This is a genomic window from Mucilaginibacter sp. (assembly GCF_028288205.1).
Classification (GTDB): domain Bacteria; phylum Bacteroidota; class Bacteroidia; order Sphingobacteriales; family Sphingobacteriaceae; genus Mucilaginibacter.
The window spans coordinates 1-21,867 of the sequence record NZ_JAQBOD010000057.1 but is presented as its reverse complement, the minus strand read 5'-3'; the positions used below and the strand labels follow the sequence as shown (position 1 = coordinate 21,867).

Annotated in this window: 26 protein-coding genes and 1 tRNA gene; 9 read left to right on the top strand and 18 right to left on the bottom strand. The window is 40.3% G+C overall.

The features are described 5' to 3' along the window. Window positions 1–88 precede the first annotated feature (88 nt). The 5 genes from JWR23_RS13970 to JWR23_RS13950 all read left to right on the top strand — a co-directional run bounded on the left by JWR23_RS13970 (window position 89) and on the right by JWR23_RS13950 (window position 3,466). Window positions 89–161 (top strand) — tRNA-Lys (locus tag JWR23_RS13970). A gap of 278 nt (window positions 162–439) precedes the next feature. After that, entirely contained in the window at window positions 440–1,738 is a 1,299-nt protein-coding gene (locus JWR23_RS13965) for a site-specific integrase (protein WP_299516785.1), read from the top strand. Between the two features lie 242 nt (window positions 1,739–1,980). After that, entirely contained in the window at window positions 1,981–2,214 is a 234-nt protein-coding gene (locus tag JWR23_RS13960) for a helix-turn-helix transcriptional regulator (protein ID WP_299516784.1), read from the top strand. Beyond that, entirely contained in the window at window positions 2,201–2,518 is a 318-nt protein-coding gene (locus tag JWR23_RS13955; protein ID WP_299516783.1) for a HipA N-terminal domain-containing protein, read from the top strand. Before JWR23_RS13960 ends, JWR23_RS13955 begins: the two co-directional genes overlap by 14 nt. Beyond that, the gene (locus JWR23_RS13950) at window positions 2,519–3,466 is read left to right on the top strand and encodes a HipA domain-containing protein (RefSeq protein ID WP_299516782.1); all 948 of its coding nucleotides are present in this window, start codon (window positions 2,519–2,521) and stop codon (window positions 3,464–3,466) included. Between the two features lie 84 nt (window positions 3,467–3,550). On the opposite strand, the gene JWR23_RS13945 is transcribed toward JWR23_RS13950, so the two are convergent. The 6 genes from JWR23_RS13945 to JWR23_RS13920 all read right to left on the bottom strand — a co-directional run bounded on the left by JWR23_RS13945 (window position 3,551) and on the right by JWR23_RS13920 (window position 7,327). After that, window positions 3,551–3,949 (bottom strand): hypothetical protein, encoded by a 399-nt coding sequence (locus JWR23_RS13945; protein ID WP_299516781.1) that lies wholly within the window; start codon window positions 3,947–3,949, stop codon window positions 3,551–3,553. 33 nt (window positions 3,950–3,982) lie between these two features. Further along, window positions 3,983–4,189 (bottom strand): hypothetical protein, encoded by a 207-nt coding sequence (locus tag JWR23_RS13940; RefSeq protein WP_299516780.1) that lies wholly within the window; start codon window positions 4,187–4,189, stop codon window positions 3,983–3,985. Continuing rightward, window positions 4,179–4,466, bottom strand: a complete 288-nt coding sequence (locus tag JWR23_RS13935) for a helix-turn-helix domain-containing protein (RefSeq protein ID WP_299516779.1) — start codon at window positions 4,464–4,466, stop codon at window positions 4,179–4,181. Before JWR23_RS13935 ends, JWR23_RS13940 begins: the two co-directional genes overlap by 11 nt. A gap of 86 nt (window positions 4,467–4,552) precedes the next feature. Further along, window positions 4,553–5,356: a hypothetical protein gene (locus JWR23_RS13930; protein WP_299516778.1), complete on the bottom strand. Its 804-nt coding sequence runs from the start codon at window positions 5,354–5,356 to the stop codon at window positions 4,553–4,555. A 449-nt stretch (window positions 5,357–5,805) separates the two neighbouring features. Next, window positions 5,806–6,660 carry an oxidoreductase gene (locus tag JWR23_RS13925; RefSeq protein WP_299516777.1) on the bottom strand — a complete coding sequence of 285 codons (855 nt, stop codon included), beginning with the start codon at window positions 6,658–6,660 and terminating at the stop codon, window positions 5,806–5,808. Window positions 6,661–6,739: 79 nt separating this feature from the next. Then, window positions 6,740–7,327, bottom strand: a complete 588-nt coding sequence (locus tag JWR23_RS13920) for a TetR/AcrR family transcriptional regulator (RefSeq protein WP_299516776.1) — start codon at window positions 7,325–7,327, stop codon at window positions 6,740–6,742. A 252-nt stretch (window positions 7,328–7,579) separates the two neighbouring features. Here JWR23_RS13920 and JWR23_RS13915 point away from each other — a divergent pair, with 252 nt between their 5' ends. The 3 genes from JWR23_RS13915 to JWR23_RS13905 all read left to right on the top strand — a co-directional run bounded on the left by JWR23_RS13915 (window position 7,580) and on the right by JWR23_RS13905 (window position 9,332). Beyond that, the gene (locus JWR23_RS13915) at window positions 7,580–8,119 is read left to right on the top strand and encodes a hypothetical protein (protein WP_299516775.1); all 540 of its coding nucleotides are present in this window, start codon (window positions 7,580–7,582) and stop codon (window positions 8,117–8,119) included. An 8-nt stretch (window positions 8,120–8,127) separates the two neighbouring features. Continuing rightward, on the top strand, window positions 8,128–8,733 hold the full coding sequence (locus JWR23_RS13910) for a Crp/Fnr family transcriptional regulator (protein WP_299516774.1): 606 nt from the start codon (window positions 8,128–8,130) through the stop codon (window positions 8,731–8,733). A gap of 107 nt (window positions 8,734–8,840) precedes the next feature. Next, window positions 8,841–9,332, top strand: coding sequence for a DUF302 domain-containing protein (locus JWR23_RS13905; RefSeq protein ID WP_299516773.1), 492 nt, complete (start codon window positions 8,841–8,843; stop codon window positions 9,330–9,332). 204 nt (window positions 9,333–9,536) lie between these two features. Here the strand turns inward: JWR23_RS13905 and JWR23_RS13900 are convergent, their stop codons facing one another. The 6 genes from JWR23_RS13900 to JWR23_RS13875 form a co-directional block, all read right to left on the bottom strand. Next, window positions 9,537–10,901, bottom strand: a complete 1,365-nt coding sequence (locus JWR23_RS13900) for an MFS transporter (RefSeq protein WP_299516876.1) — start codon at window positions 10,899–10,901, stop codon at window positions 9,537–9,539. 169 nt (window positions 10,902–11,070) lie between these two features. After that, window positions 11,071–12,120, bottom strand: coding sequence for an HlyD family secretion protein (locus JWR23_RS13895; RefSeq protein WP_299516772.1), 1,050 nt, complete (start codon window positions 12,118–12,120; stop codon window positions 11,071–11,073). A 17-nt stretch (window positions 12,121–12,137) separates the two neighbouring features. Then, the gene (locus tag JWR23_RS13890; protein WP_299516771.1) at window positions 12,138–13,457 is read right to left on the bottom strand and encodes a TolC family protein; all 1,320 of its coding nucleotides are present in this window, start codon (window positions 13,455–13,457) and stop codon (window positions 12,138–12,140) included. Window positions 13,458–13,785: 328 nt separating this feature from the next. After that, window positions 13,786–14,394, bottom strand: coding sequence for a TetR/AcrR family transcriptional regulator (locus tag JWR23_RS13885; protein ID WP_299516770.1), 609 nt, complete (start codon window positions 14,392–14,394; stop codon window positions 13,786–13,788). 828 nt (window positions 14,395–15,222) lie between these two features. Further along, window positions 15,223–16,230 carry a zinc-binding dehydrogenase gene (locus JWR23_RS13880; protein ID WP_299516769.1) on the bottom strand — a complete coding sequence of 336 codons (1,008 nt, stop codon included), beginning with the start codon at window positions 16,228–16,230 and terminating at the stop codon, window positions 15,223–15,225. A 4-nt stretch (window positions 16,231–16,234) separates the two neighbouring features. Further along, window positions 16,235–17,203, bottom strand: coding sequence for a 2-enoyl thioester reductase domain-containing protein (locus tag JWR23_RS13875; RefSeq protein ID WP_299516768.1), 969 nt, complete (start codon window positions 17,201–17,203; stop codon window positions 16,235–16,237). A 144-nt stretch (window positions 17,204–17,347) separates the two neighbouring features. On the opposite strand from JWR23_RS13875, the gene JWR23_RS13870 reads away from it, so the two are divergent. After that, on the top strand, window positions 17,348–17,722 hold the full coding sequence (locus JWR23_RS13870; protein WP_299516767.1) for a helix-turn-helix domain-containing protein: 375 nt from the start codon (window positions 17,348–17,350) through the stop codon (window positions 17,720–17,722). A gap of 408 nt (window positions 17,723–18,130) precedes the next feature. Here JWR23_RS13870 and JWR23_RS13865 read toward each other — a convergent pair whose 3' ends face one another. The 6 genes from JWR23_RS13865 to JWR23_RS13840 form a co-directional block, all read right to left on the bottom strand. Further along, entirely contained in the window at window positions 18,131–18,589 is a 459-nt protein-coding gene (locus JWR23_RS13865) for a PH domain-containing protein (protein WP_299516766.1), read from the bottom strand. Continuing rightward, window positions 18,573–19,169: a hypothetical protein gene (locus tag JWR23_RS13860; protein WP_299516765.1), complete on the bottom strand. Its 597-nt coding sequence runs from the start codon at window positions 19,167–19,169 to the stop codon at window positions 18,573–18,575. Before JWR23_RS13860 ends, JWR23_RS13865 begins: the two co-directional genes overlap by 17 nt. Before the next feature lie 5 nt (window positions 19,170–19,174). Continuing rightward, complete coding sequence (locus JWR23_RS13855) at window positions 19,175–19,945, bottom strand: DUF4099 domain-containing protein (protein ID WP_299516764.1); 771 nt, start codon at window positions 19,943–19,945, stop codon at window positions 19,175–19,177. Between the two features lies 1 nt (window position 19,946). Further along, a complete protein-coding gene (locus JWR23_RS13850; RefSeq protein ID WP_299516763.1) occupies window positions 19,947–21,122 on the bottom strand; it encodes a zincin-like metallopeptidase domain-containing protein in 1,176 nt (391 codons plus the stop codon). Next, window positions 21,067–21,543 (bottom strand): M23 family metallopeptidase, encoded by a 477-nt coding sequence (locus JWR23_RS17795; RefSeq protein WP_367277561.1) that lies wholly within the window; start codon window positions 21,541–21,543, stop codon window positions 21,067–21,069. The genes JWR23_RS13850 and JWR23_RS17795 overlap by 56 nt, the downstream gene beginning before the upstream one ends. Then, the coding region (locus JWR23_RS13840; RefSeq protein ID WP_299516761.1) for a hypothetical protein at window positions 21,540–21,867 on the bottom strand (328 nt) is incomplete at its 5' end. The genes JWR23_RS13840 and JWR23_RS17795, both read right to left, overlap by 4 nt.

Sequence of the window (21,867 nt, the reverse complement as noted above, 5' to 3'; positions counted from 1 at the left end):
ATAATGCTGAAAAATAAATTTAAATAAGGCTTGCGTGCATAGTCAAATACTCCTATATTTGCACCACTTTAAACGGAAACGCTTAAATGATTTCGTAGCTCAGCTGGTAGAGCATAACACTTTTAATGTTGGGGTCCTGGGTTCGAATCCCAGCGGGATCACAAAGACCTCCCAACAGGTCGACGTTTAAAGCTAAAAGGCGCATGAAAATGCGCCTTTTCTGCTTAAAATGGCTTTTTTAGCAATTCTCTCAAAAAATAAGCAGATCATTTCAAATCAAAGCATTTCATTCTAACTGGTGCCCTATTTCAATTGGGCACCAGTCAGATTATCTTTGGGGCACCATTTTGGCAGTTATTAGGCTGCATGACAATGGTTTAGTGCGACAATTTAAGTTTCGGAGTTCCGCAAAACAGATTGTTCACCAAAGTTCATTAAAATGAGAAATCATCAAAAAATGTCGGTGTTATTTTGGCACCGTAAATCAAAAGCAGACGCTAAAGGAAATGCGCCTGTAATTTGCAGAATCAGTATTGAAGGCGAAGTTTCAGAGGAACTTGCCATCGGTATGAAAGTCCATCTCAACGATTGGGACGGCGAAAACAAAAAGGCTAAAGGCGGCAGCCATGGCAAAAAAGTAAACCTCAAAATTAGTGAGATTACTGTTGATCTCTTTAGAGAGTTTGTTGTATTACAAGCAGGTTACGAGCACATAACACCGCTTATGATCAAAAATGTATACAATGGACTACCACCTAACTTAATTAAAGGCGCACTAAAACCGGTATTCAAAGTCGTTCCTTCCCTACTACAAGTTTCCGATTTGCACGTCGCAAACTTTAAAAAGATGGTTGAGAAAAAGCTTCGCTCTCCGGAAACCTTAAGACAATGGAAGGCCACCAGGAAAAAGATCGAAGAATTTTTGAATATCAAGTTTAAATTAAAGGATATTGATCTTGCTTCAATAGAATATTCGTTTGCAGTCCAATTTTATAATTATCTGACCGTAGACCGTGAGAAGGTACTTGGGGAGGCAGCGGCAAAAAAGCAGGTTAAAAATTTAAAAGAGATTCTGACTGTCGCAGAAACGAATAATTGGATAATAAAGAATCCTATCATTAAATTTAAATGTGGTGGTGATGAGAAGGACGTACCGCCATTAGAATACTTTGAGGTAGAGCAGATCTGGTCTAAGGAAATAAGAATCCAAAGATTAGTAGAGGTCCGTGATGCATTTATATTTCAATGCTTTACTGGTTTCGCCTTTCAAGATGTTTATGCTTTAACAACTGAAAATATTGTTAAAGTGGGTATAACCGGAGAATGCTGGCTGGTCAAGGACAGGGGAAAAACAGGAGTAAGTGAAATGGTTCCAATACTCCCTATTATAAATGAGCTTATTAAGAAGTACAAAGATCATCCTTGCCGGAAGGAAAACGGGCTGCTGATACCTGTAAATACAAATGCAAAGTACAACGGGTTCCTTAAGGAGCTTGCGGTAATTTGTGGAATAAACCGGGAGTTAAACACGCATTTGGCAAGGCATACGTTTGCCGATATAATGTTGAATATTATGGAATTTTCGTTGGAGGAAGTAAGCAAGATGCTCGGGCATAATACCACCAGGACTACCCAGCGATATGCGAAAGTGAAAAAAAATAAGATCAGTAAGACCCTGGCACGGGTAAAAGGGATAGTGTTCACTGATGATGGTCAACTGAGAAAAGTTGCCAATTAAGTTTTGATGTAACTAACTGTATCAGATAGGAGTTCACGCATGTGAACACCTATCTGATCTTTTTATTCTAAGTCTGTAACTCTATATTTAGAGAAAGCAATTATACCCTATAGGTACCATTTTGGATGAAATCTATACTTTTTATACCCCAAAGGGTATAAAAATCACAATATATAAATATTCATACCCTTTAGGGTATAATTAAATTATTTTACATATCTTTATACCTGAAAGGGTATAATATGGAAAAGCATTTAAATTTAAAGGAGTTTTTAAAACAGAAGCGAAAATCCGTAAACATGACACAGGTAGATCTGGCGGAAAAGGCTGGCGTGGGATTAAGATTTATCCGGGAGCTCGAGCAGGGTAAAACAACGTTGAGATTAGATAAAGTAAACCAGGTATTAGATTTATTCGGCCATAAAATGGCCCCTGTGTCAGATAAATTAATTGAAAGCGAAAATGAGGAAAGCTAAAATATTAATGAAAAATAAATTTGCAGGATACCTTACCGAAACAGATGAAGGGTATCTGTTTGAGTATATTGAGGATTATATAAACGATAAATCTGCTGAATCCGTTAGCCTGACCCTACCCCTTACAGCGAAATCGTTTAAAAGCAACACCATGTTTCCATTTTTCGATGGCCTTATACCGGAGGGATGGTTGCTTCAGGTTGCTCAAAAAAACTGGAAATTAAACCAAAGAGATAGAATGGGGCTGTTAATGGTATGTTGCAAGGACTGCATCGGCGCCGTGGCTGTTATAGGAGAAGAATAAATGAAACGTTGTTTATATTGCTACCAACCGCTTAATGAGAATGAAACTGATTTCCATAAAAGGTGCGTTAAGAAATTCTTTCAAACAGAAACCTTACCGGAACTCCCATATACCGAAGGGGATTTATTGGAACTTGCTGAAGATCTTATAAAAAGTCAAAGGACAGTTACCGGCGTTCAACCTAAAGTTTCGCTTGAACTTGAAAAAACCGAGAAGCGAGCCATTCCCAAATTTGCGATTGTGGGGCTTTGGGGAGATTACATTCTCAAACCTCCAAATAATGATTATCTCGCGATGCCTGAAACAGAGAGTTTAACTATGTTTCTGGCTGAAGGTTATGGGCTTAATGTGGTACCATTTTCATTAATACGCCTCAAAACCGGTAGCCTGGCATACATTACGCGAAGAATTGACCGTGATAAAAATGGCAAGATACATATGGAAGATATGTGCCAGCTTACCGAGCGGTTAACAGAAGACAAATATAAAGGGTCGTATGAACAGATAGGAAAGACCATTAGAAAGTACTCGGTAAATCCCGGACTTGACGTAATCATATTTTTTGAAGAAGTCGTATTTTCTTTTCTTACAGGCAATTCCGATATGCACCTCAAAAACTTCTCCCTGATAAATCAACCAGGCCAGGGATATGTATTTAGCGCTGCTTATGACTTGATCTCCTCTAAATTACTCCTACCTGAAGATACCGAGGAAATGGCATTAACGTTAAATGCAAGAAAAAACAAAATTGTTATGCGTGACTTCGAGGCACTTGCCAATTCATTAAAAATTGACCCTAAAACGAAGGGAAGAATATTTTCCAGGTTTAGCAAAATATTACCGACGTGGGAGAATTGGATTACTATCAGTTTTTTGCCTGATGAATTGAAGGAAGATTACCATCAATTGATACTTAGAAATGCCAGGAAACTTAATTTAATTGCATAAATATTTTCGATTCCCATCAGAAGTATAAATTAGGGTACCGTTTACCTGACTTTCAATTAATATTCTAAAGTAATCAACGAGCTATTATCCTAAATTCTTATACTCTGCAAATAACCAATCTATATGGTCGGAAATCGCTTGCTTAACAATGGCCTCATCATCTCCCTCTTTTATTTGCAAACCGTTTTCAGACAAAACAATTTCGCGGTTGTCGTTAAGCTCCATGGCCATATCGGCAAAGGTATTGTCTAACCAATCCCTGCAAAAAAAGTTCTCCGGAGGATTGTCGTAATCCACATCCCTCATATTAAATTCCAAGGTATTGTCTGCGGGAAAGCCAATCATGTCCAGGACTATATCGTAATTTTTTACATCCACCCGCTCCATATTGACACCAAAAGACATCATCTTCCATATAAAGGACGAGAGCTTATATTCTTCGAATAATAGATCTATAAAATGGGGTTTAAGTTGTTCATTCATCTTCTTTAGTTTTTGGTATTAAGGTTAACAATATTAAGAAATGTTTATGATCCATATCCAGGCGGCAAATTTCCAATTCGAAACTTTTTTACGCCGCTGGTTCTGCCATTTTCGGGCATTGAAAAAATTATAGAAATCAATTGCAGCCGAATCCGGTGCACCTTTTTGCGAAAAGTAAATCAGCACATGATTTTTTGTAGGGGGAACAGATGTTCCCATTCCTACAGATTCATTTTTCATTTTTTGTTACTTTATTTTCTTCAAAAAGCTTGAACAGGTCATTGGGGTCGTAATAAATATTACCCCCAATACGTGTAAAGGCTAATAAACCGGATTCACGGATGGCTTGCAATTTACCTGGGGATATACCGATCATTTTCCTGACTTCCGATGATTTCAGCCATTTCTTAGGGCCGGCAGTTTGCTTTACGATCTGCCTGATCGAGTCCAGGATAGTCTTTTTAAACTCTTCCAGGTCGGCCACGGTTACCAGCTGATTTTGTGGGTCGGTTGGCATAATAAAAAATTAAGGATTTTGGGCTTTCCTTATACGGCCATCGGGCAGGGTATATTTTATTGGAAGCCAATGGAGCGTGTAGCTCCCTATCTGCCCCGTTTGGGGCGCTCTGTTGAAGTGCTCTGCTGCTGACGAATATTATTTTCAATTATTGCGGGTAATCCCGTTTCCGACAATGGGCTAACCTTTGCAGCTAAATTTTCCGTAATGGGATATTCTCTGAGCAGTTCTGATAAATCCGATCCGTATTCCCGGGATACTGCAATAGGATCAAGATCGAGTTCATTTGGTATCTCAAGAACCACGACATTTTCCGGTAACTGCATTAAGTCTTCCGGAGGCATATATAGTTCATGTGTTTGGGTATTAAAAAAGCATAAGTATTTATCACCATAATCGTCCATCTCAAAATCATCAAAGCTGATATTTTTCCAGGGTTGTTCTGTTTCTCTCATTTGCCTCAATCGCCAGTCTACGGTAAAATCAGTCCCGGCAAGATCGATGTGAGGTAATTTTCCTGAATGCCGAATTTTTAACAGTTCAGCAGCCTTCTGCTGCTCTAACGGGTCTTCCATGCGAACCCTGATTTTTTCAAGCCTGGCCTCTTCGTATTCAATGATCAGGCCTTTAAGAAAGGTGAAAGCGATATACTCCTCCCAACTTTTATGGGATTGTGGAGAAAGCCGATTATTCTGGATGATCAAATTATCCGTTTGAATAATTTCGTGTTGGTTCCAGGTTTTAAACTCTTCCCGTGCGGCGGCGAAGTTTTTGTGTTCAGCAAATTTGATCACAACTTCTCCGCGAAGCAGAGGGCCGTAAAGCGTTTCAAGTTCTTCCCTGGTGATCGTCCCTGTAGATCTGAACAGGGGATTTTGGGTCGTATCCATAAATTGTATGATTGGGGCTTTTTTGTAGCCATGATGAGATAAGTGTGTAAAATAAAAGTCCCCAAACACTCGCTGCCGGGGACTTTCAACCTAAACCTTATCACAATTAACCGGCGGATCGCCGGTATTTTGAGTTTGCAATTTAATAATAATTTTAAATTGGAAATATTAAGCAATAATAAAAGAGGCTGTTCATGATTTATGAGTGCACTGAAAAAGTCCTTTAGAATTAAAGGGATTGTTGTACAACTAAAAATTGAGGCACAGAGAATCGTCTATACGAAAGTGCTCTCCACCACCTATCCGGATACGCCAAAGAAGAAGAGGCTGTTTTCACTATAGAAAACTGCCTCTGTTGATTAAGAACTCCTTTTTCAGTGCCCTCTGATTTATAACACAGCCTCTTTTTTGTTTTGGTATTTTTTCAAGTAGCCCGTAAGCCGGTTATTTTACGCTTCTTTAACAACATGGTCGGTACTTGTTGAAAGCGCAAGCCATTTTTCAACGCTTTTGGCGGTGTTTTCGGCACTTGTTCTATACGTTTGAATGGCGTCGGTCCCGAGTGGCAATTGCAATGGAGGTTCTTTGGTATCAGCTAATTCCACAATTACTTTGGCCAATTTCACGGGATCGCCTGGCTGTTTGCCGTGTAAACTTCCGGAGTGCGCCCTCATCTGCCCAACAGTAGTATCAGCATAATCATCAATTGCATTATCCGCAATTGCGTACGATTCCTTGCTTAAAAAATCAGTTGTAAAAAGACCGGGTTCAACGGCTGTAACTTTAATATTAAAAGGTTCAAGTTCTGCAGCAAGACCTTTAGATATTCCTTCAACCGCAAATTTTGTAGAGCCATACAAGGCCCAGCCCGGAATAGCATCAAAACCGAATAATGAAGAAATATTAATGATGTGCCCGGAACGTTGTTTACGCAGGTAAGGCAGTACAGCACGTGTTACATTAAGCAAACCAAATACGTTGGTATCATATTGTTTCCTGGTTTCTTCGTCAGTTGCTTCTTCAATTGCGGTGACGATGCCATAACCGGCGTTATTAACCACAACATCAATTTTGCCAAAGTGCGCCACACCTTGTTGTACGGCCTCTTTTACCTGGCTCTCAATAGTAGTATCCATTGTTACTACCAATAAATCAGGGTTGTTGTTGAATTTACTTGTTAGTTCTGCTACTTTGCTGCGAACAGTTGCAATTACTTTATCGCCTGAAGCCAATACTGCTTTTGTTATTTCAAGGCCGAAACCTTTTGAGGTTCCAGTTACGAACCATACTTTTTGAGTTTTCATGCTTTTAATTTTTATTGTGATTTGTTATTTGATTAATTCTGTATAAAATGACCCAACGGTTATTTTTATGATAAAAAAATTATATTCCCTGTTCGTTAATTTCTTTTTTAAGCATCCTTACAATCGCTTTCATTGCATCATTATTATTGGCTACCCGGCACAACAAAATTCCACCCTCCAGCAGAGCAAGCATTTTGATTGAAAAGTCCTTCGCATCCCAGGTATTTTTAAACTCGCCGTCTTTAATTCCTTTTTCTACCAGGTCAGTAATATGTTGTTTCCTTCCAGTAATAAATTGGCTGACTTTTTCAAGTATAACCGGATTAGTATCATCAGCTTCTGTTCCAAAGTTTAACATTGGGCAGCCTCCCTCTAAAGGAGTATTCAGCGGGTCGCCCAGAATTTTCAGCAACAAAAGTATCTTTCCTTTTGCTGTTGGCTGTTTGTTACTCCCTTCGGACATTTTCTTACCGAACAGGCCTAAGTTATAATCCACAACGGCATAAGAAAGTTCTTCCTTATTTTCAAAGTGAACATATAAACTGCCTTTAGCTAATTTAGTGGCCTCCATAATATCACTCATCGCTGTTCCGGCAACTCCTTTTTTCATGAATAACGGTGCTGCTTGTTCAATAATAAATTGTCTTGTTCTTTCTGCCTTTGTCATTGTTTTTATTTATTTGACAGAACAAATATAAATGACCTTTCGGTCATTTACTAATAATTATTTATTGATGACGCAAAAATGATATTCAGGACGGGCTTCCGTAGACATTTTTCTCTGTTTTCATAAAAATGGATATTGCAAAAAGCAATAAACTTAATTAGCTTTGATATTGCATTCTGCAATACAAGGTTAAGCATTAAACGATTGCCGGAAAGAAATTCCTGACCGGTATTTAGTGATTATTCAACTACCATGAAAAACAGTTCATTGCTCCACAAGAAGAATATCAGTATTGCCGGCAAGGCGATATTTAAGAAGTTACCGGAGAACAATGGCAGGGTACCTATTTTCTATAAAGCGCTCACCTTTTTCAGGGATTCATTTAACTGCCTTCTGGCATTCCAATATGGACAGGAACTGCTTAATTCCAGGCAAAAAACAGTGATTAACTTAATCATTCGCCAGGTAAACCAAAATCAATATTCCTTAGCCGCAAATATTCAAATCGGGGGCGTGTATGATTTTATCCCTGAACAAATCCTTGAAATAAGGAACCGTTCTGCTTCATTTGATCCAAACATCGATCCTCTTGTCAAACCGGTTAAAGAAATTCCTGTGTACAAAGGAGTTGCGGACCCGTTAAGACTTGAAAATTATTTTGCCGCAGGTTATACTGTCGAGCATCTTACGGACTGCATCTTAACAATTGGTGAAATTACGATGGCCAGTTATATGTATTCCGAATTTAAATTCTCGTTTGATTTTAAGGCGCGGGGGCCTTCATTAGATTGACTTAAAATATGACATCCTTAACAGCCTGCGAACCTTTCTTTCAGTACATGCGGCGATACGTCGATCTGGATGATGAAACCATGCAATTAATAGCTGCACATACCAAAGAAGTTATATATCCCAAGAAACACACCCTCCTGTTAGAAGGCAATCCCTGCGATAAAATTTATTTCATCGTTTCAGGAACAGCCAGGTCTTATTACAGTGACTTTACGGGGAAAACTATGACGTGGACATTTCATTTTAACAGCGAAGTAAGCATTCCCCGTAATTTGTTCATAGATGACCACCGCGCTTTTTTAACCGGCCAGCTTTCGACGATTTCCATAGAAACATTAAGTCAAATAAAAGCCCTTTCGTTTACAAAAGACCAGGTTAATTTTTTAGTTCAAAATTCTTCAGTTTATGCTGACTGGCTGCATAAAATTAATGAAAGTACTTTTGTGCATATGTATGACCGTGCCTTAAACCTGCTCACCCTTTCAGCTGTTGACAGGTATAATAAAATGTTGAAGGACGAGCCTCACTTGCTGCAAATGTTTTCCAATTATTATATTGCCTCCTACCTAGGCATTGCGCCCCAATCACTAAGTAGGATCAGGGGAATTGTTTAGCTCTAACTATTCCTGCTGTTACCTTCCGATCTTATTGTTTTATTCACAAATGTGAATGTTTTCGGCTTCTTTAAAGAGGAAATTTGATCCAATCATTAGGAAAAAACATGAATGAGCTCATTATAATAGATCATCGCTATTTGAAAGTTTCCCGCAATTTTGAAGAATTTACCAATAGACTGGAAGAAGGCCTCGGCATAATGGCACCGGAAAAGATTAGACACTTAGGGGCTGACCCGGCCTCTATGGAAACCTATTTATCTGAAACGTCCACAAACGAAAGCCTTGTTTTATATAATATATTTGATCAGAGTATTACTTTGGATCAGTTTCAAAAAAAGAAAATTAAGGCCAAACAGTACCACATTGGAAATCCCAAAATGATTTCAAAAATGACGGGAATCAATAGCAGCACCGGACTGTATCTACCCATACGATTGTTGGTCTATGAAAATCCCAGGCAACAGGTGATCGTAGAATATGATTTACCGTTTTCTCTTTTGGAACGGTTAAATAATATGGAGATTGATAGGGAGTCAATCATACTTGACAAACGGCTGCAAATGTTGATTGATCAGGCAGATCGTAAAAACTTATAAGGCCGATTAAACGATTAGGCTTTGTCTCATGCAACATTTTCTTCATTTGTCCAGGGTAAGAGCTGCTATAATTCTTCTTTAGTGAAAGGCCGCGTTGCGTGCCGCACCCATTCTATAGAACGTCTCAATCTAATGACTGCTTTCTTTCAACCGTTGCTCGGTTTCATATTCGATTTGCAAGGCGAGGAATATAATTATACTAATTTAAGAGGCAACAATAATAGGTTGATTTGCGTGCTTAACACGCTTATAAAGATATAGACCGATAAGAAAAATAGTAAAAGCTAAACTGATAATGAGAATATATCCGGACAACTCTTTTAAGGCGGTTAGGGTGGCTTGTTGCTGGATATTGTTAGCATAGGCACTATTGGTCCCATATTGTAAAATAAGAGGATCATTTGCATCAATAACCGAAGCGAGCCTGGATAAATGCTTAATTCTTGAAGCATATAAAAAATAATTGTACAAGCCGGAGAAAACGCCTGAGGCTACAAATGAACGGGTTACCACCACAATGCCATTAGCTTTTAAAACGGTTGGAAATGGGAGCTTGGCCGTAGCATACAGACCAATAGAGATGTAAAGTAACGCAAGGGCAAATCCCTTAAATAATGATGGTAACCAAAACGCGTTAATATTCAAATCATTGATATAGCTGTTGTATAACATCAAATAATAGATCACAAAAGTTATGAATCCAATGATCATTAATAATTGGCCATCATAATTCATTTTGTACCAAAAATAAGATCCTATACAGCCGGTGATAATTCCTGGTACCAGGTAAAGACTTAATTCCGAGTTCCTGATGGATTCGAAGTGAAGTACTGCGCCGGAAAGCGATGACTGAAATGTCGCCGGCAAAAGCATACCTAAAAAAATAAGATACAGAAGTCCGGAACTGAATTGCGGAGTTTTACATAAGCTCAAATCGAAAAACGGGCGCTTGACCAAAGTTTCCCTTTTGATAAACAAAAGGCCGGTGAGAACTATGCCGAAAGAACCAGCCCAAATTCTATTTGAAGCAAACCAATCTTCAACCTTACCATAGGTAGCCACATAATTAATCAGCATTAACATACTTACAAAAAGTAAAACACCAATCGCATCAAGTTGATATAAGGGAATTTTCTTTTTTAATTTATGATTCTCTACAAACACTATGGTCAAAATGATACAAACGAGGATCAGTATTAGAATTATGATATAAGCATAATGCCAATCAAAAATTTTAGTAAAAAATGCGGTTAGCCAGGTCATAAAGTAAAGACCAGCAAGCGCTATGAAATAAAAGAACGGATAAAGTTTAGCGGTTTCCATTTTTTTACTCCAGATATTTAACCAGGCTAAATAAATTTCACCCAATGCAAGTATTTTGCCAAACCCTAATAATAAGGTCGCCGCAATTGCTAATATGGGATTTTCTACGGTTGCACAAATTATATTCATTAACAGCATTGTAAATAAACCTGTAAGAACAAGGGCTTTATTTGAAAATCGCTCGGCCAGCCTAACGTAAATGATCATACCTACACCCATGCCGATATACACCGCGTTATAGGCCATGGTATAGGGTTCAGTGTATTCACCTGACCCACTGTACATATCTATGGTTATCCCCTGATAAATTCCATTGGCACATAACGTGGTCAAGGCCAGCAAAAATAAAATGCTGTACCGCGCATACTTGGGTAGTGATGGGGAAAAGAGATCGGTGACTTGCATTTCTTTATATTTAATTAATGTCCCGTACTTCTACATTCATCCCAGCCCTTAACAATTTAACATAATCGGCAGTGCTATTTTCGTTCGTAAAGTCAATTTTTACCGGTATCCGTTGCTGCACCTTTATGAAATTTCCAGTCGAATTGTCCGTAGGAATGGCTGAAAAACGTGAACCCGTTGCCTGTGAAATCGCACTTACCACTCCGACAAACTTTTGGCTTTCAAAACCGTCCATGGTTAAGGATACCTTTTGCCCGATATGCAGTTTTCCAATTTGAGTTTCTTTGTAGTTTGCTACTACCCACTTATTGTCATTCCTGATGAACGACAGCAGCGTTTGACCGGCTTGAACGAGTTGACCTTCCTGTATTATGCGGCGACCGGTGTATCCATCATATGGCGCAGTTATGATTGTATAGGAAAGATTGAGCTGAGCCATATCAAGTGATGCATGAGCCCGTTTGATATCGGCATCATTGACCGTCATCTTTCTTGAAGTTTCCCTGGTGGACAAACCAGTAGTTACGCGCTGATCCTGCAAAGCATTAGTTTGTGCAACAAGTGCGTCATAATCAGTTTTAACCTGGTCGAACTGTTGCTGGGTGGCAGCGCCTTCTTTTAATAGATTTTCATAACGATGATAGTTCTGCTCCGCGTTCCATAATCGTGCTCTTGCGGCTTTAATATTTGCGTCAGTTACATTGAGACCGCTTTCAACGGTATTGACCGATGATGCCGTTACATTTTTTGAGGCCATCGAGGACAAATACGCGGCTTCCGTCTGTTCAAGTTGGATCTTATACTCACTGTTATCGATGATCACCAGTGTGTCTCCTTTTTTCACCTGTTGATGCTCGTTAAAACGAACTTCTTTAATATAACCAGATATACGTGTGTTGACCGGATTGATGTATTCCTCGATTTGGGCATCGTTAGTATATAGGTCATTTCCAAGATCGAAATAAGTTTTGCCCCCCCATATGATGAACCCTGCTGCGACAATAATGATCAGCGTATTCAGTATGATCGACTTTTTGTTTTTTTTGCTATTATTTTCCATGACGATTGTTGATTGATTTATAAAGTACCGGTTGATTTTAAAATTTGATAATTGGTGAAGATGACATTGATCGCTGCGTTACTCACATTGAGTTCAGCTTCCAGCTTGGTATTGGTCGCATCGATCATATCAGTTAACAATGCCAGTTGGTTGAAGTATTTTTTTTCGACGATCCTGTAATTCTCTTCAGCCGAGGTAAGGTCTCTCTGGAAAGTGGCCAATTCATCCTGGGCTTCCTTGTATTTGATATAAGCTGTGTTCACTGCAACCTCCATATTTTGTTTCTGAAGTATTTCTTTTTCGATGGACTGCTGCAATTGTATTTTTCCGGATGCCCGTTTTCGGGGAGATTGGTAAACAGAGGATATGTTATATTTTATGCTGATACCCGCCTGATAGACATTATAATAAATGTCAAGTGCCGGTATCGTGTTGGTATATGGCCTTTGAAAGTTGTTAACCGCAAAAAGGCTAATTTCAGGATATCGGTCGGTGCCCAATAACTTCAGGTTGGTTTCTGCAACCTTAACACCAGTGCTTGCAATTTTTAAATCCTGGTTCTCGTGATAAGCTTCAGCCAAAATGGTATGGATATCCCTGCTTTCCAACTTAGCTTTTAACAGGGCTGTGTCGGGCCTTAGCCTGTAGGAAGAGTCGAGTCCAAGAACGATATTCAACTGTTGATTTAGAATGGCTATACTGTTGTCTGCTTTCCGGGTGGCCAGTTCAAGGTCGGAAATGGTAATCTTAGTCCTCAACACATCATTATTAGTAACCATTCCCTGCTTTTTCATAATGAGGATGTTCTTGTATCTTTCTTTTGACAGGTTGGTGTTGTTGATGAATACCTGTCGCTGGTTGATCAGTCGGTAGATGTCAAGGTACCTGGCAGCAACCAAAAACTTTATATCCACAAAGTCTTTATCCTCGCTGAGGTTAGCGATCTGATTTTCCAGCGTTGCTTTTTGAAGATTGGTTTTAACTTCGCCGCCTTTAAATATGGATTCTGAGGCAACTACCGAAAGTTGTGTTAGGTTATGGGGTATATGCGCGGTTTGGTGTTCAGAAAATGATGGCGTCCAAATTTCACTATTACTGACATATCCATAATTTAACGAGCTTGATAAATTAGGAAGCTCGCCTAATTTGACGATCTCTATTCTTTGTTTAGCAAGTTCTGATGAACGCTTGGTAATTTTTAATTGTATGCTGTTTTTAAGCGCTAAATCAAACGCTTGCTTTAAGGTTATGACTTTTGATGTGTCGCCCTGGGCCATACAACTGCCGTTGTAAAGGAATACTGCGGCAATTAATAATTGGGTGATCGAGATTTTCATGACTTCCGGTTCCTGTAATTAATCTTCTGTTTATTAATAATTTAATAAACCAAAGGTCAGGGAACCGAAAACTGAAAGCATTCACATTTGTGAATAAATGAAATAGATAGATATTAAACTTTGGTCCTCAAACATCTGAAGGGTTTAAAAGTATTTCAGTTGAAGATGCCGGAAAGCATATTGGTGCGTCTTCCAATTGATGTCAAAAACTTTTATACCTGATCGTTTAACTGCACAGCATCTCACTCCTCCCCGAATGATGATTTCTTAAAGTATCTGCCCATTCTCACTTCGCGTTAAAATCGAAATCAAGCTCAGCAAATAAACATCAAGTATGATTAGATAATGAAGTTCTTTCACTTCTTATAATTTGGAATAAATATTTTTTAATATGGTCTGTGTCGCATTTCACTAACATATATTGATTTGCGGACAATACACCCATGATGGTAAAGTAAAAAAGCGAGGCATTTATCATCTTAAAATTATCGGATTTGGTTCCTTCTTCCATGATTTCGCCCAGAATTCTCATATTTTCATCATGATAGCCATCTATCAGTTCTATAATTATCGGTTTTGAATGTATCAAATACTCGTTAAAAAGTAGTCGTAGGAAGCTGCTGTTTAGGCTATAAAGGTCAATATATCTATTTAAAAAAGTGTTTAGCTTTTCGCTTGCCGGCGTAGAACTTGCAAAAATAGCCTGTAAGGTTGAATTTATCTCCTGCAACTGGATTTTAAATATTTCTTCATATAGACCCATCTTCGATCCAAAATAATAATTAATCAAAGACAGGTTGAGGCCTGATCGTGCTGCGATCAGCCGGGTGCTTGTTAACTCATATCCAAATTCCGCAAATAGTTGTTCAGCCTCGTATAAAAGTTTAGCTCGTCCATCCAATATTATATTGTCTGTAGCACTTAAACTTTTTTTCATATTCTTGATTTATTTAAAAAAAAATAATCCGCCTGTGACTGGATGGATTGCACCAGGACTGTTAACATCTCTCGCGGTCACAGTTACGGCATAGCCAGCATTGATCGCCGCCGCAATTGCCTTTCCGAACCCGGATGAACATCCTGTTATTATCCAAGAATTGTTTTCCATAATTTAAAAATTTAAATTTCGCTGTTTCAACTCAGTAGAATATCACACTGTTATTAAGCCTTGTGGATTTATTCTCACTTAGAATATTCTTTATTAACTTTCATTTCCTGTTGCCCGCCGGATTACGCCTATGAAATACGCTGAGAAGGCCAGCCGGGCTTCATTACAGCCAGGTGATGGCAAGTAAGAGAGAACGTGAGAGTACTGTACTATTTAGCGTAACGTTTTTTCAGCCATTAAATGCTAATGACGTGAATTTGGTTAAGCAATCGGTCTAAATGATTATTATAATCATGAAAGGAGATTTGGGCAGTGTTAATACTTAACATTAACTGTTCAAATTCAATCTTTAATAACTGATTTTTTGAAATGCTATCCAATACTTTAAGCTTACCTTTTTCATAGGTAAGAAAGCTGGGGGCCTGCGTATTTTCAATGCTTTTCCTGATCTTACTAATTTTTTGTTCCACTAAATAGATCAGATGTAACTTAGCGGCTTTCTTAAAACATCTTATAATGTTCTGGGCACGTTTTCTTTGTCGGTTTGCCATTTTAATGTTTATTATTTAAAAATCCGTTGACGAATCTTGATGCAAGCTAAAGGGCGCCTATTAATATCATTGTTGCTGTAACCATCATAAAAGAAATACGTAGGATCTAATGGCTTTCTTCAAGTTCAATTACAATTTTTCCTATCGTATGCCCTTGTTCCAGCATAGAGTGCGCCAGGAAAATATTTTGTTCAGTGAGTCCCTTTAAAACTGTTTTTACAAGAGATTTCAATTTCTTAGCGCCGATTAACGAGACAACTTCCTCCAATATTTGACCGTGGCTTTCTTTTTTATAATCGAATGCGCTTTTTGAAAAAACATATTCTAAGTGGATTGATATTGACTTACCCATGAATTGCCACAAATCAAACTCTGTGCCTGCTTCGATTATCGATAAATGCCCGTAAGGACGAATTACTTTGGGTAACCATGTTATCGCCTTTTTTAGCCCATTAACAGCAAAAACAAAGTCGACTTCTGAAATTCCATGTTCTCTTAGTTGCTCGGGCACATTTTTACTGTGATCAATAATTATGTCCGGATTGAATTGTTGAAGCCATTCAACAGATTCATCCCTCGAAGCAGTTGCAATCACTCGAACACCGGTCCGTGCTTTTAAAAGCTGAACAGCCATTGTTCCAACACCGCCCGCTGCGCCCAGCACTAAAACATTTTTTACTCCTTCAGGCAGTTTATCGTGGTCACGAAAAAGTGATTCCCAGGCAGTCATTGTGACCATCGGCGCAGCGGCGACATGGTCAAAAGGAGATGTATGCGGAATTTTCGCTATCGAATGATAATCTACCGCCACGCTTTCTGCATAACATCCCTGCCTTGCCGCATCGCCCACTCCGTAGACCCGGTCACCAACCGAAAATCCTTTTACCTTTTCGCCTAACTTTTGTATTACACCGCCAAAATCATAGCCTAAGATCCGGTACCCACCTTCTTCAGGATTTTGGGTCCGGCGAAAATAGGCATCACCCGGATTGACTGCAAAGGCCTTGACGGATACCAGCACATCATTTTCGTTCAAGGTAGGTTCCGGCACTTCTTCCAGCTTTATCTGGAAATTGTCCAACGTATTTTTCTGTCTGTACACTAAGGCTTTCATTTTTTTAAGATTTAAATTGTAATAAAACTTTGCCCCCGTCTATCGTATGTTGTATTGCCTCTTTCACACTTTCTGGAGGATATATTTTTGCAACCGGAACGTTTAATTTCCCTTGCTCCAGCAATTGCACCGATTGGAGTATGGCATTTTTTAACTTAGGGATGTAATAGGGTAAATACATAAAGAACCCGTGAATCTGTATCCTTCTAAAAATGAGACCAATTTGGTTAACAGTCATGGGTTCGCGGCTCATCATGGCATAAGAAACCAGGCGGCCTTCGTTACCAAGAATTTCGGCAAGGGTATTTGTTGCTTTACCGCCAACGGCATCAAGTCCCAACTTTATTTCTGCATTGTTGGTAGCTTTTTTCGCTTCGTCAACGATGTTTTCATCCTCAATTAAAACAACGTCTGCACCTGCTTTTAGCGCAATATCCACAGCCTCTTTTCTCCTGACTATTCCTAACGTTTTTAAACCTTTTGACTTTGCGACCGCAATGATAGCATGGCTTACAGAAGCATTGGCTGCGTTCAATACTACCCAATCACCTGAATTTAACGAAACAAATTCTTCCAGCAATAACACCGCTGTAGGCGGGTTTATGGAAAGCATCGCCGCTTGCTGTAAATCTACGTTCGCTGGCAGCACAATCAGCGCCGCAGCTTTGGCCACAACCTTTTCACTCCAGGCAAATGTGCCGAACGGAATGGTCACTATATCGCCTGGTTTAACAGTTGTAACAGAAGCACCAACCGAAACCACTCTGCCTACACCCTCACCTCCAATAACGGCAGGCAATTCGGGTTGTATAGGGTAAGTACCCTGCATCAATAATAAATCGCTTGGATTCACAGGGCTATACAAAACCTCAATAACAACTTCATCATTATTAATTGTGCCGATATCATTGATTTCTACGACGCTGATGTTTTCTAATGGATCGCCGTATGCTTTTAACCGAATTGCTTTCATTTGAATAATTTTTCAAATTTATATTACATTTGAAATTGCAAAATGCAATAACAAATGTACAAAGTAATTGTAAAATGCAATAGCTATTTTTTATTTTTTATGAGGACAATAAGCAGAAGGTCGGGGTGCCCTATAAGCTATACCATGGATATATTCGGGGACAAATGGACGATGTTGATCATGAGGGATCTACTCTTTTATGGTAAAGATTCCTTTAGTGAATTCTTATGTTCGGATGAAAAGATCGCTACAAATATTTTAACCGACAGGCTCAACGTGCTGCTTCAGAAAGGGTTCGTTACAAAGCACAACGCGCCAACAAATAAATCGAAATTCTTATATCGCCCTACTGAAAAAGCGATTGAATTAATCCCGGTACTTACTGAGATCACGCTTTGGGCAGAAAAATACAATCCTGCCGGCGCGCCGGCGGACATTGTAGAGCCGTTAAAAAAGAACAGGAATAAAGCGTTGCAGGACCTGAAGAAAAAAGTGGAAGAAAGGTTCAGGTTTGAATAAACCCTAACAAGTCATTTAAGGGTCGTTGTATTCATTGGTATTTAGCTTAATTTATAGAATTTGTCTGATTAACTATCAATAATGACGGTTAAATGCAGAACTGCGCATATAATCATTAAACCTGCGCTGGTATTCCCTTTCTTCGTTTAACCTTCGATTGAGCACGAAACATCTCCAGGCACATAGTCCACAGGCTAAGATGGCTACCGATAAACAAGTTAATGTTTCCTTCCTCGCCTCAGCCTTTTGAGCTTCAGTCATTTTATCCTTTGTATGTTTCCTTCCAACGGCACCAAAAAAGGCGAACATTGAAATTAAACAGGCCAGTAATATGTTTCGTACTATCGCTTTCATGATGATTATTATTAATTAAAATTACTAATTATATTAGCAATTTCCAAGCACTTTCTAATTTAATTCATAAATATTATTGCTTTTCCGTGCTTCTAAAACCCGTTCCCTTATAGTTTCTATTATGTTGGATTCAGGTATTCCCTGAAACCGAATAATAGCGTTTTCAGCGTCCGTGCTTTTCAAGGTCAGATACATCAGCTTGCAAATTTGCATGATAAACGACTGCGTTATAATGTAATCTTTAACCCTGAACAATTCCAACTGATCGATACGCTTAAAGAAAATACCCTGGGTCAAAAGGATATATTCAGCGGTTATCTGATATTTAAAACTACGGATATATAACAAGCGATACCAGGCAAAACCGCATACTACCAGGCTGAATAAAATAAAATAAAGGGACAGGCACCAGGCCAGCAAAAGAAAAGTAATGGCCAGCGTAAGGAGCGGCAAGGCTTTCAGGAATGCGAACAGCATTGCCGGCCTTAAAAGAATTTCATCGTTCTGCGTCATGTTTTAATTGATCTAAAAATGTTAATGATAGAACCGGCTTGCCGGTTCGGAAACGGGGACGAATGGCAAAGGCCTCCTGGAAAGCATGCAAGGACACCAGCTCCTGATCGAAAACCTTTAAGCTGTCATTGCGATAAATATGAATTTCATTGTCCTTATAGAGAATCCGGATTGGGATGTTCTTGATAGCGGCTGCTATCTTGATATCGGTGACATGCCCTACCAGGTCTTTCCCGAATACCAGGATCACCTTACGGCCCGGAAAGCTTTGCCTGATCCAATCGCCCTGTTCCGCATGCAGTTTGTTACCTATGGCGATAAATGCCAGTTGTTCCAGCCGTGGATAGCGATGCCGGTTGAAAGTAATAAAGGCCATCGCTTCCATCACCGAATAGGTAATGATCAGATGTGTTGCGTTTTGAGTTCCTGCAAACCAAAGGTTTTTTGTGGACGGGACGATGTGAAAACTTTCGCCATAAAGTTCGGATTGGTCGCCATAGTAAAAGGAAAGGTCGGCAGTTGCATTAAAAAAGGCCTGGATTTCCAACGGAATTCCAAGGCCTGTTAATATGCGGTTCATCAGCTTTACCTTGCTTTGCGGGATTGGGACCGGTCAAATTCGTGCGGCTTAAATCCATGCTGGTTCTCGATATCCTTAATCGCCTGGTAATAACCGGGACTTAATTTCTCAGCAGCCTTTTGGTCACGTTTCTGGTTGAATAAGGCATTCAGCCCTTTAAATACCATATAGGATAAACCGCCGTCCATCAGGATGGAAGCAACCAGCGCCAGTTTATTGGAGCGGATGCCATGCTTGTCTGTTGCCGAATAGCTGAAGCGGGTGCCGTCCGGTATCTGCACTTCCTTGCCCTTCCGGTAGTTCTCTTTTTGACCCTGGGTCAGGAATTCATTATTGACCATATCAGGAGCTAAGATCTTCTCCGTATCCGAAACGATAAACTCTTTTGTTTCCGGATCGTATTCGACCAGCATTTCCTTTTTATTGCCATGGTTATCGAGGGCAATACGCAGCACGCTGCCTACTTCACCTTTTTGCAGTTGCAGGGCTTCGTCATTGGTCAGCAGATCAGGTATTTCCGCATCCCGGTAAATCGGGTGGATCAAAAGGTCAAGCTGTCCCTTTTCATTTGGTTTCAGTGATACCTTGGCATTGATAGATTTGATCTTGATATTTTCGGCTTCCAGATCATGCAATTCCATTAAGCTTGTGCGGCGACCTGAAAGCAAGGCTTTCAGGTCATCGACGTTTAACAGGAGCTGACCGCCTGTTGCCAGCCCTATAGTCTCCAGATCCTTGATCGGGAGATCATCTTCGTGAAACTTTATCGGGTTCATGTTAACGGCCGATTTTTTGAGTTTGCCCCTGTTCCTCGGACTGGCCCTGTTCTTCCTCCAGTACCATTTCCGGTTCGCGGGGGTTGGTTTTAGCCTCTAACAGGGATTTATAAAGGCCGTAGTCCGGCTTTAAAACCTTACGGGCACCTGCGGCATCCTCCACCTTGATGCTTTTGGTTTTATAGGTTTCGAGTACCTTATAGGTGGTATCCATATAAGCGATCTCATCACCCTGTTTGAAACCCACTTCCGCGCCTTGCTTTTGTTCCCGCTTCTGTGAAATGCCTAATAGCAGGTTGGCGATCTTTTGCGCATCCCTGGTCGCTTTGGCAATTTCAAATGGCTCATCCTTTAAGATCTTGGCAAAGGTGCTCATGTAGGCTGCCTGCTGACCGAAGTTATGGCCGGTCTTTAGTTCTCCGCCGATCAGTATCCCGGCAATTGCGGCCCGCATTTCCTCGCGGGCATAATCCAATGATCCGAACTTTCCCTCCATGGGGCGGTTCAGACGGTTTTCATGACCAGTCCAATGCGCCAGCTGATGAATGGCGGCCTGCAGATATTTGGTTTCGTTTTCAAAATGTTCCGGCTCGGGCATGATGATAGCGTCCCGGTGCTTGTCATAGTAAGCTTCCTGACCGCCGTGGATGATCACCGCTTTACTGTCTTCGATCAATTTAGTAGCCCGTTCAACTGGGGACATTGTTTGTCCTTCATTTTGTTTGGCCAGAAATTCTTCCAGGGGCTGCATATCCTTTAGCTGGGTGCCGTTGAATAAAAATGCCTGGCCACGCTGTGGCTTTTCAAATTCCACGGTTTTGGTTTGCGTTACACCTGCATCGTCCTTAATAGGCTTGCCTTCAGCGGTTCGGATAGCTTGAATGTCGCTGGTCTTTGGAAACTCGATCAGGGTGCCTTTTTCGTCCTTTTTCACCCAATTGCCGGCATAACGGGCGGCATCTGCCGACATCCAGCGTGGGTCTTCATGGCGTTGCATACCCAGGATCAGCGCATTCATGGCGCTGTAGCCTTTACCGGTAGTTGGATTGATCGGTTTCACAAAGGCAGGCATGCCGTTTTCTTTAACCGGTTTTTGAAAAAGGGAATTACCCTCTTTGATTTCACCGATCAGCTTGTCTGAAAGCTGGATCGGTAGTGCTTTGAAAGTTTTGCTCATTTTCTTGTTTTTTTAGCAGTTCGTATAAAAATTTAATTGGATTGATGTATTGATGCCTGTAGCAGATGCTGAAGTGCAGGTGCCCGCCGGTCACGTGTCCGGTAGCGCCGGTGATACCGATAGGCTCACCGGCGGTTACGCTATCGGTGGGTATTACAAAAATTTGGCTGAGGTGACCGTATATGGATTCCACCGCTCCATGATCCAGCCGGATGTTGATGCCAAGTCCATTATCGTAGCCGGTGGATCTGACAAACCCATTAAGGATCGCATAAACGGTATCGTGCCGGGCTTTGAGGTCAACACCTGCATGTATGGCGTATTTGCCGGTAAGCGGGTGGATACGGTAACCGTATTCAGAATTTATTTTAAGGTGTTTGAGGGGCAGGCAGACCAGGCAGAAGCTGATCAGTAGCTTCATCGGCTGTACGTTTTGGATAGCTCCTGTTTTTGTGTTGGTGTAATTGATTGTAATACCTTTTCCTGCACACCGGGGTTATCATTCGCTATGGCCAGCGCAGAATACAAGGCCTGGGAAGTTCCCCTGTCCTGCAATAGCATGATCTTGTACATCGCCTTGAAATCATCGAGCGGCATTGATGAGCCATTGCTGGTCAAGTCGTTGAAGACCTCCTGTTTATCTTTGAGCATCATTACCTGCTCCGCAGGGTAATAAGCTTCCCCGCCTTCGGGAAACCTCACATAATTTTCCTTTTCCGAAAAGGCTAATGTCAGCACACCGATA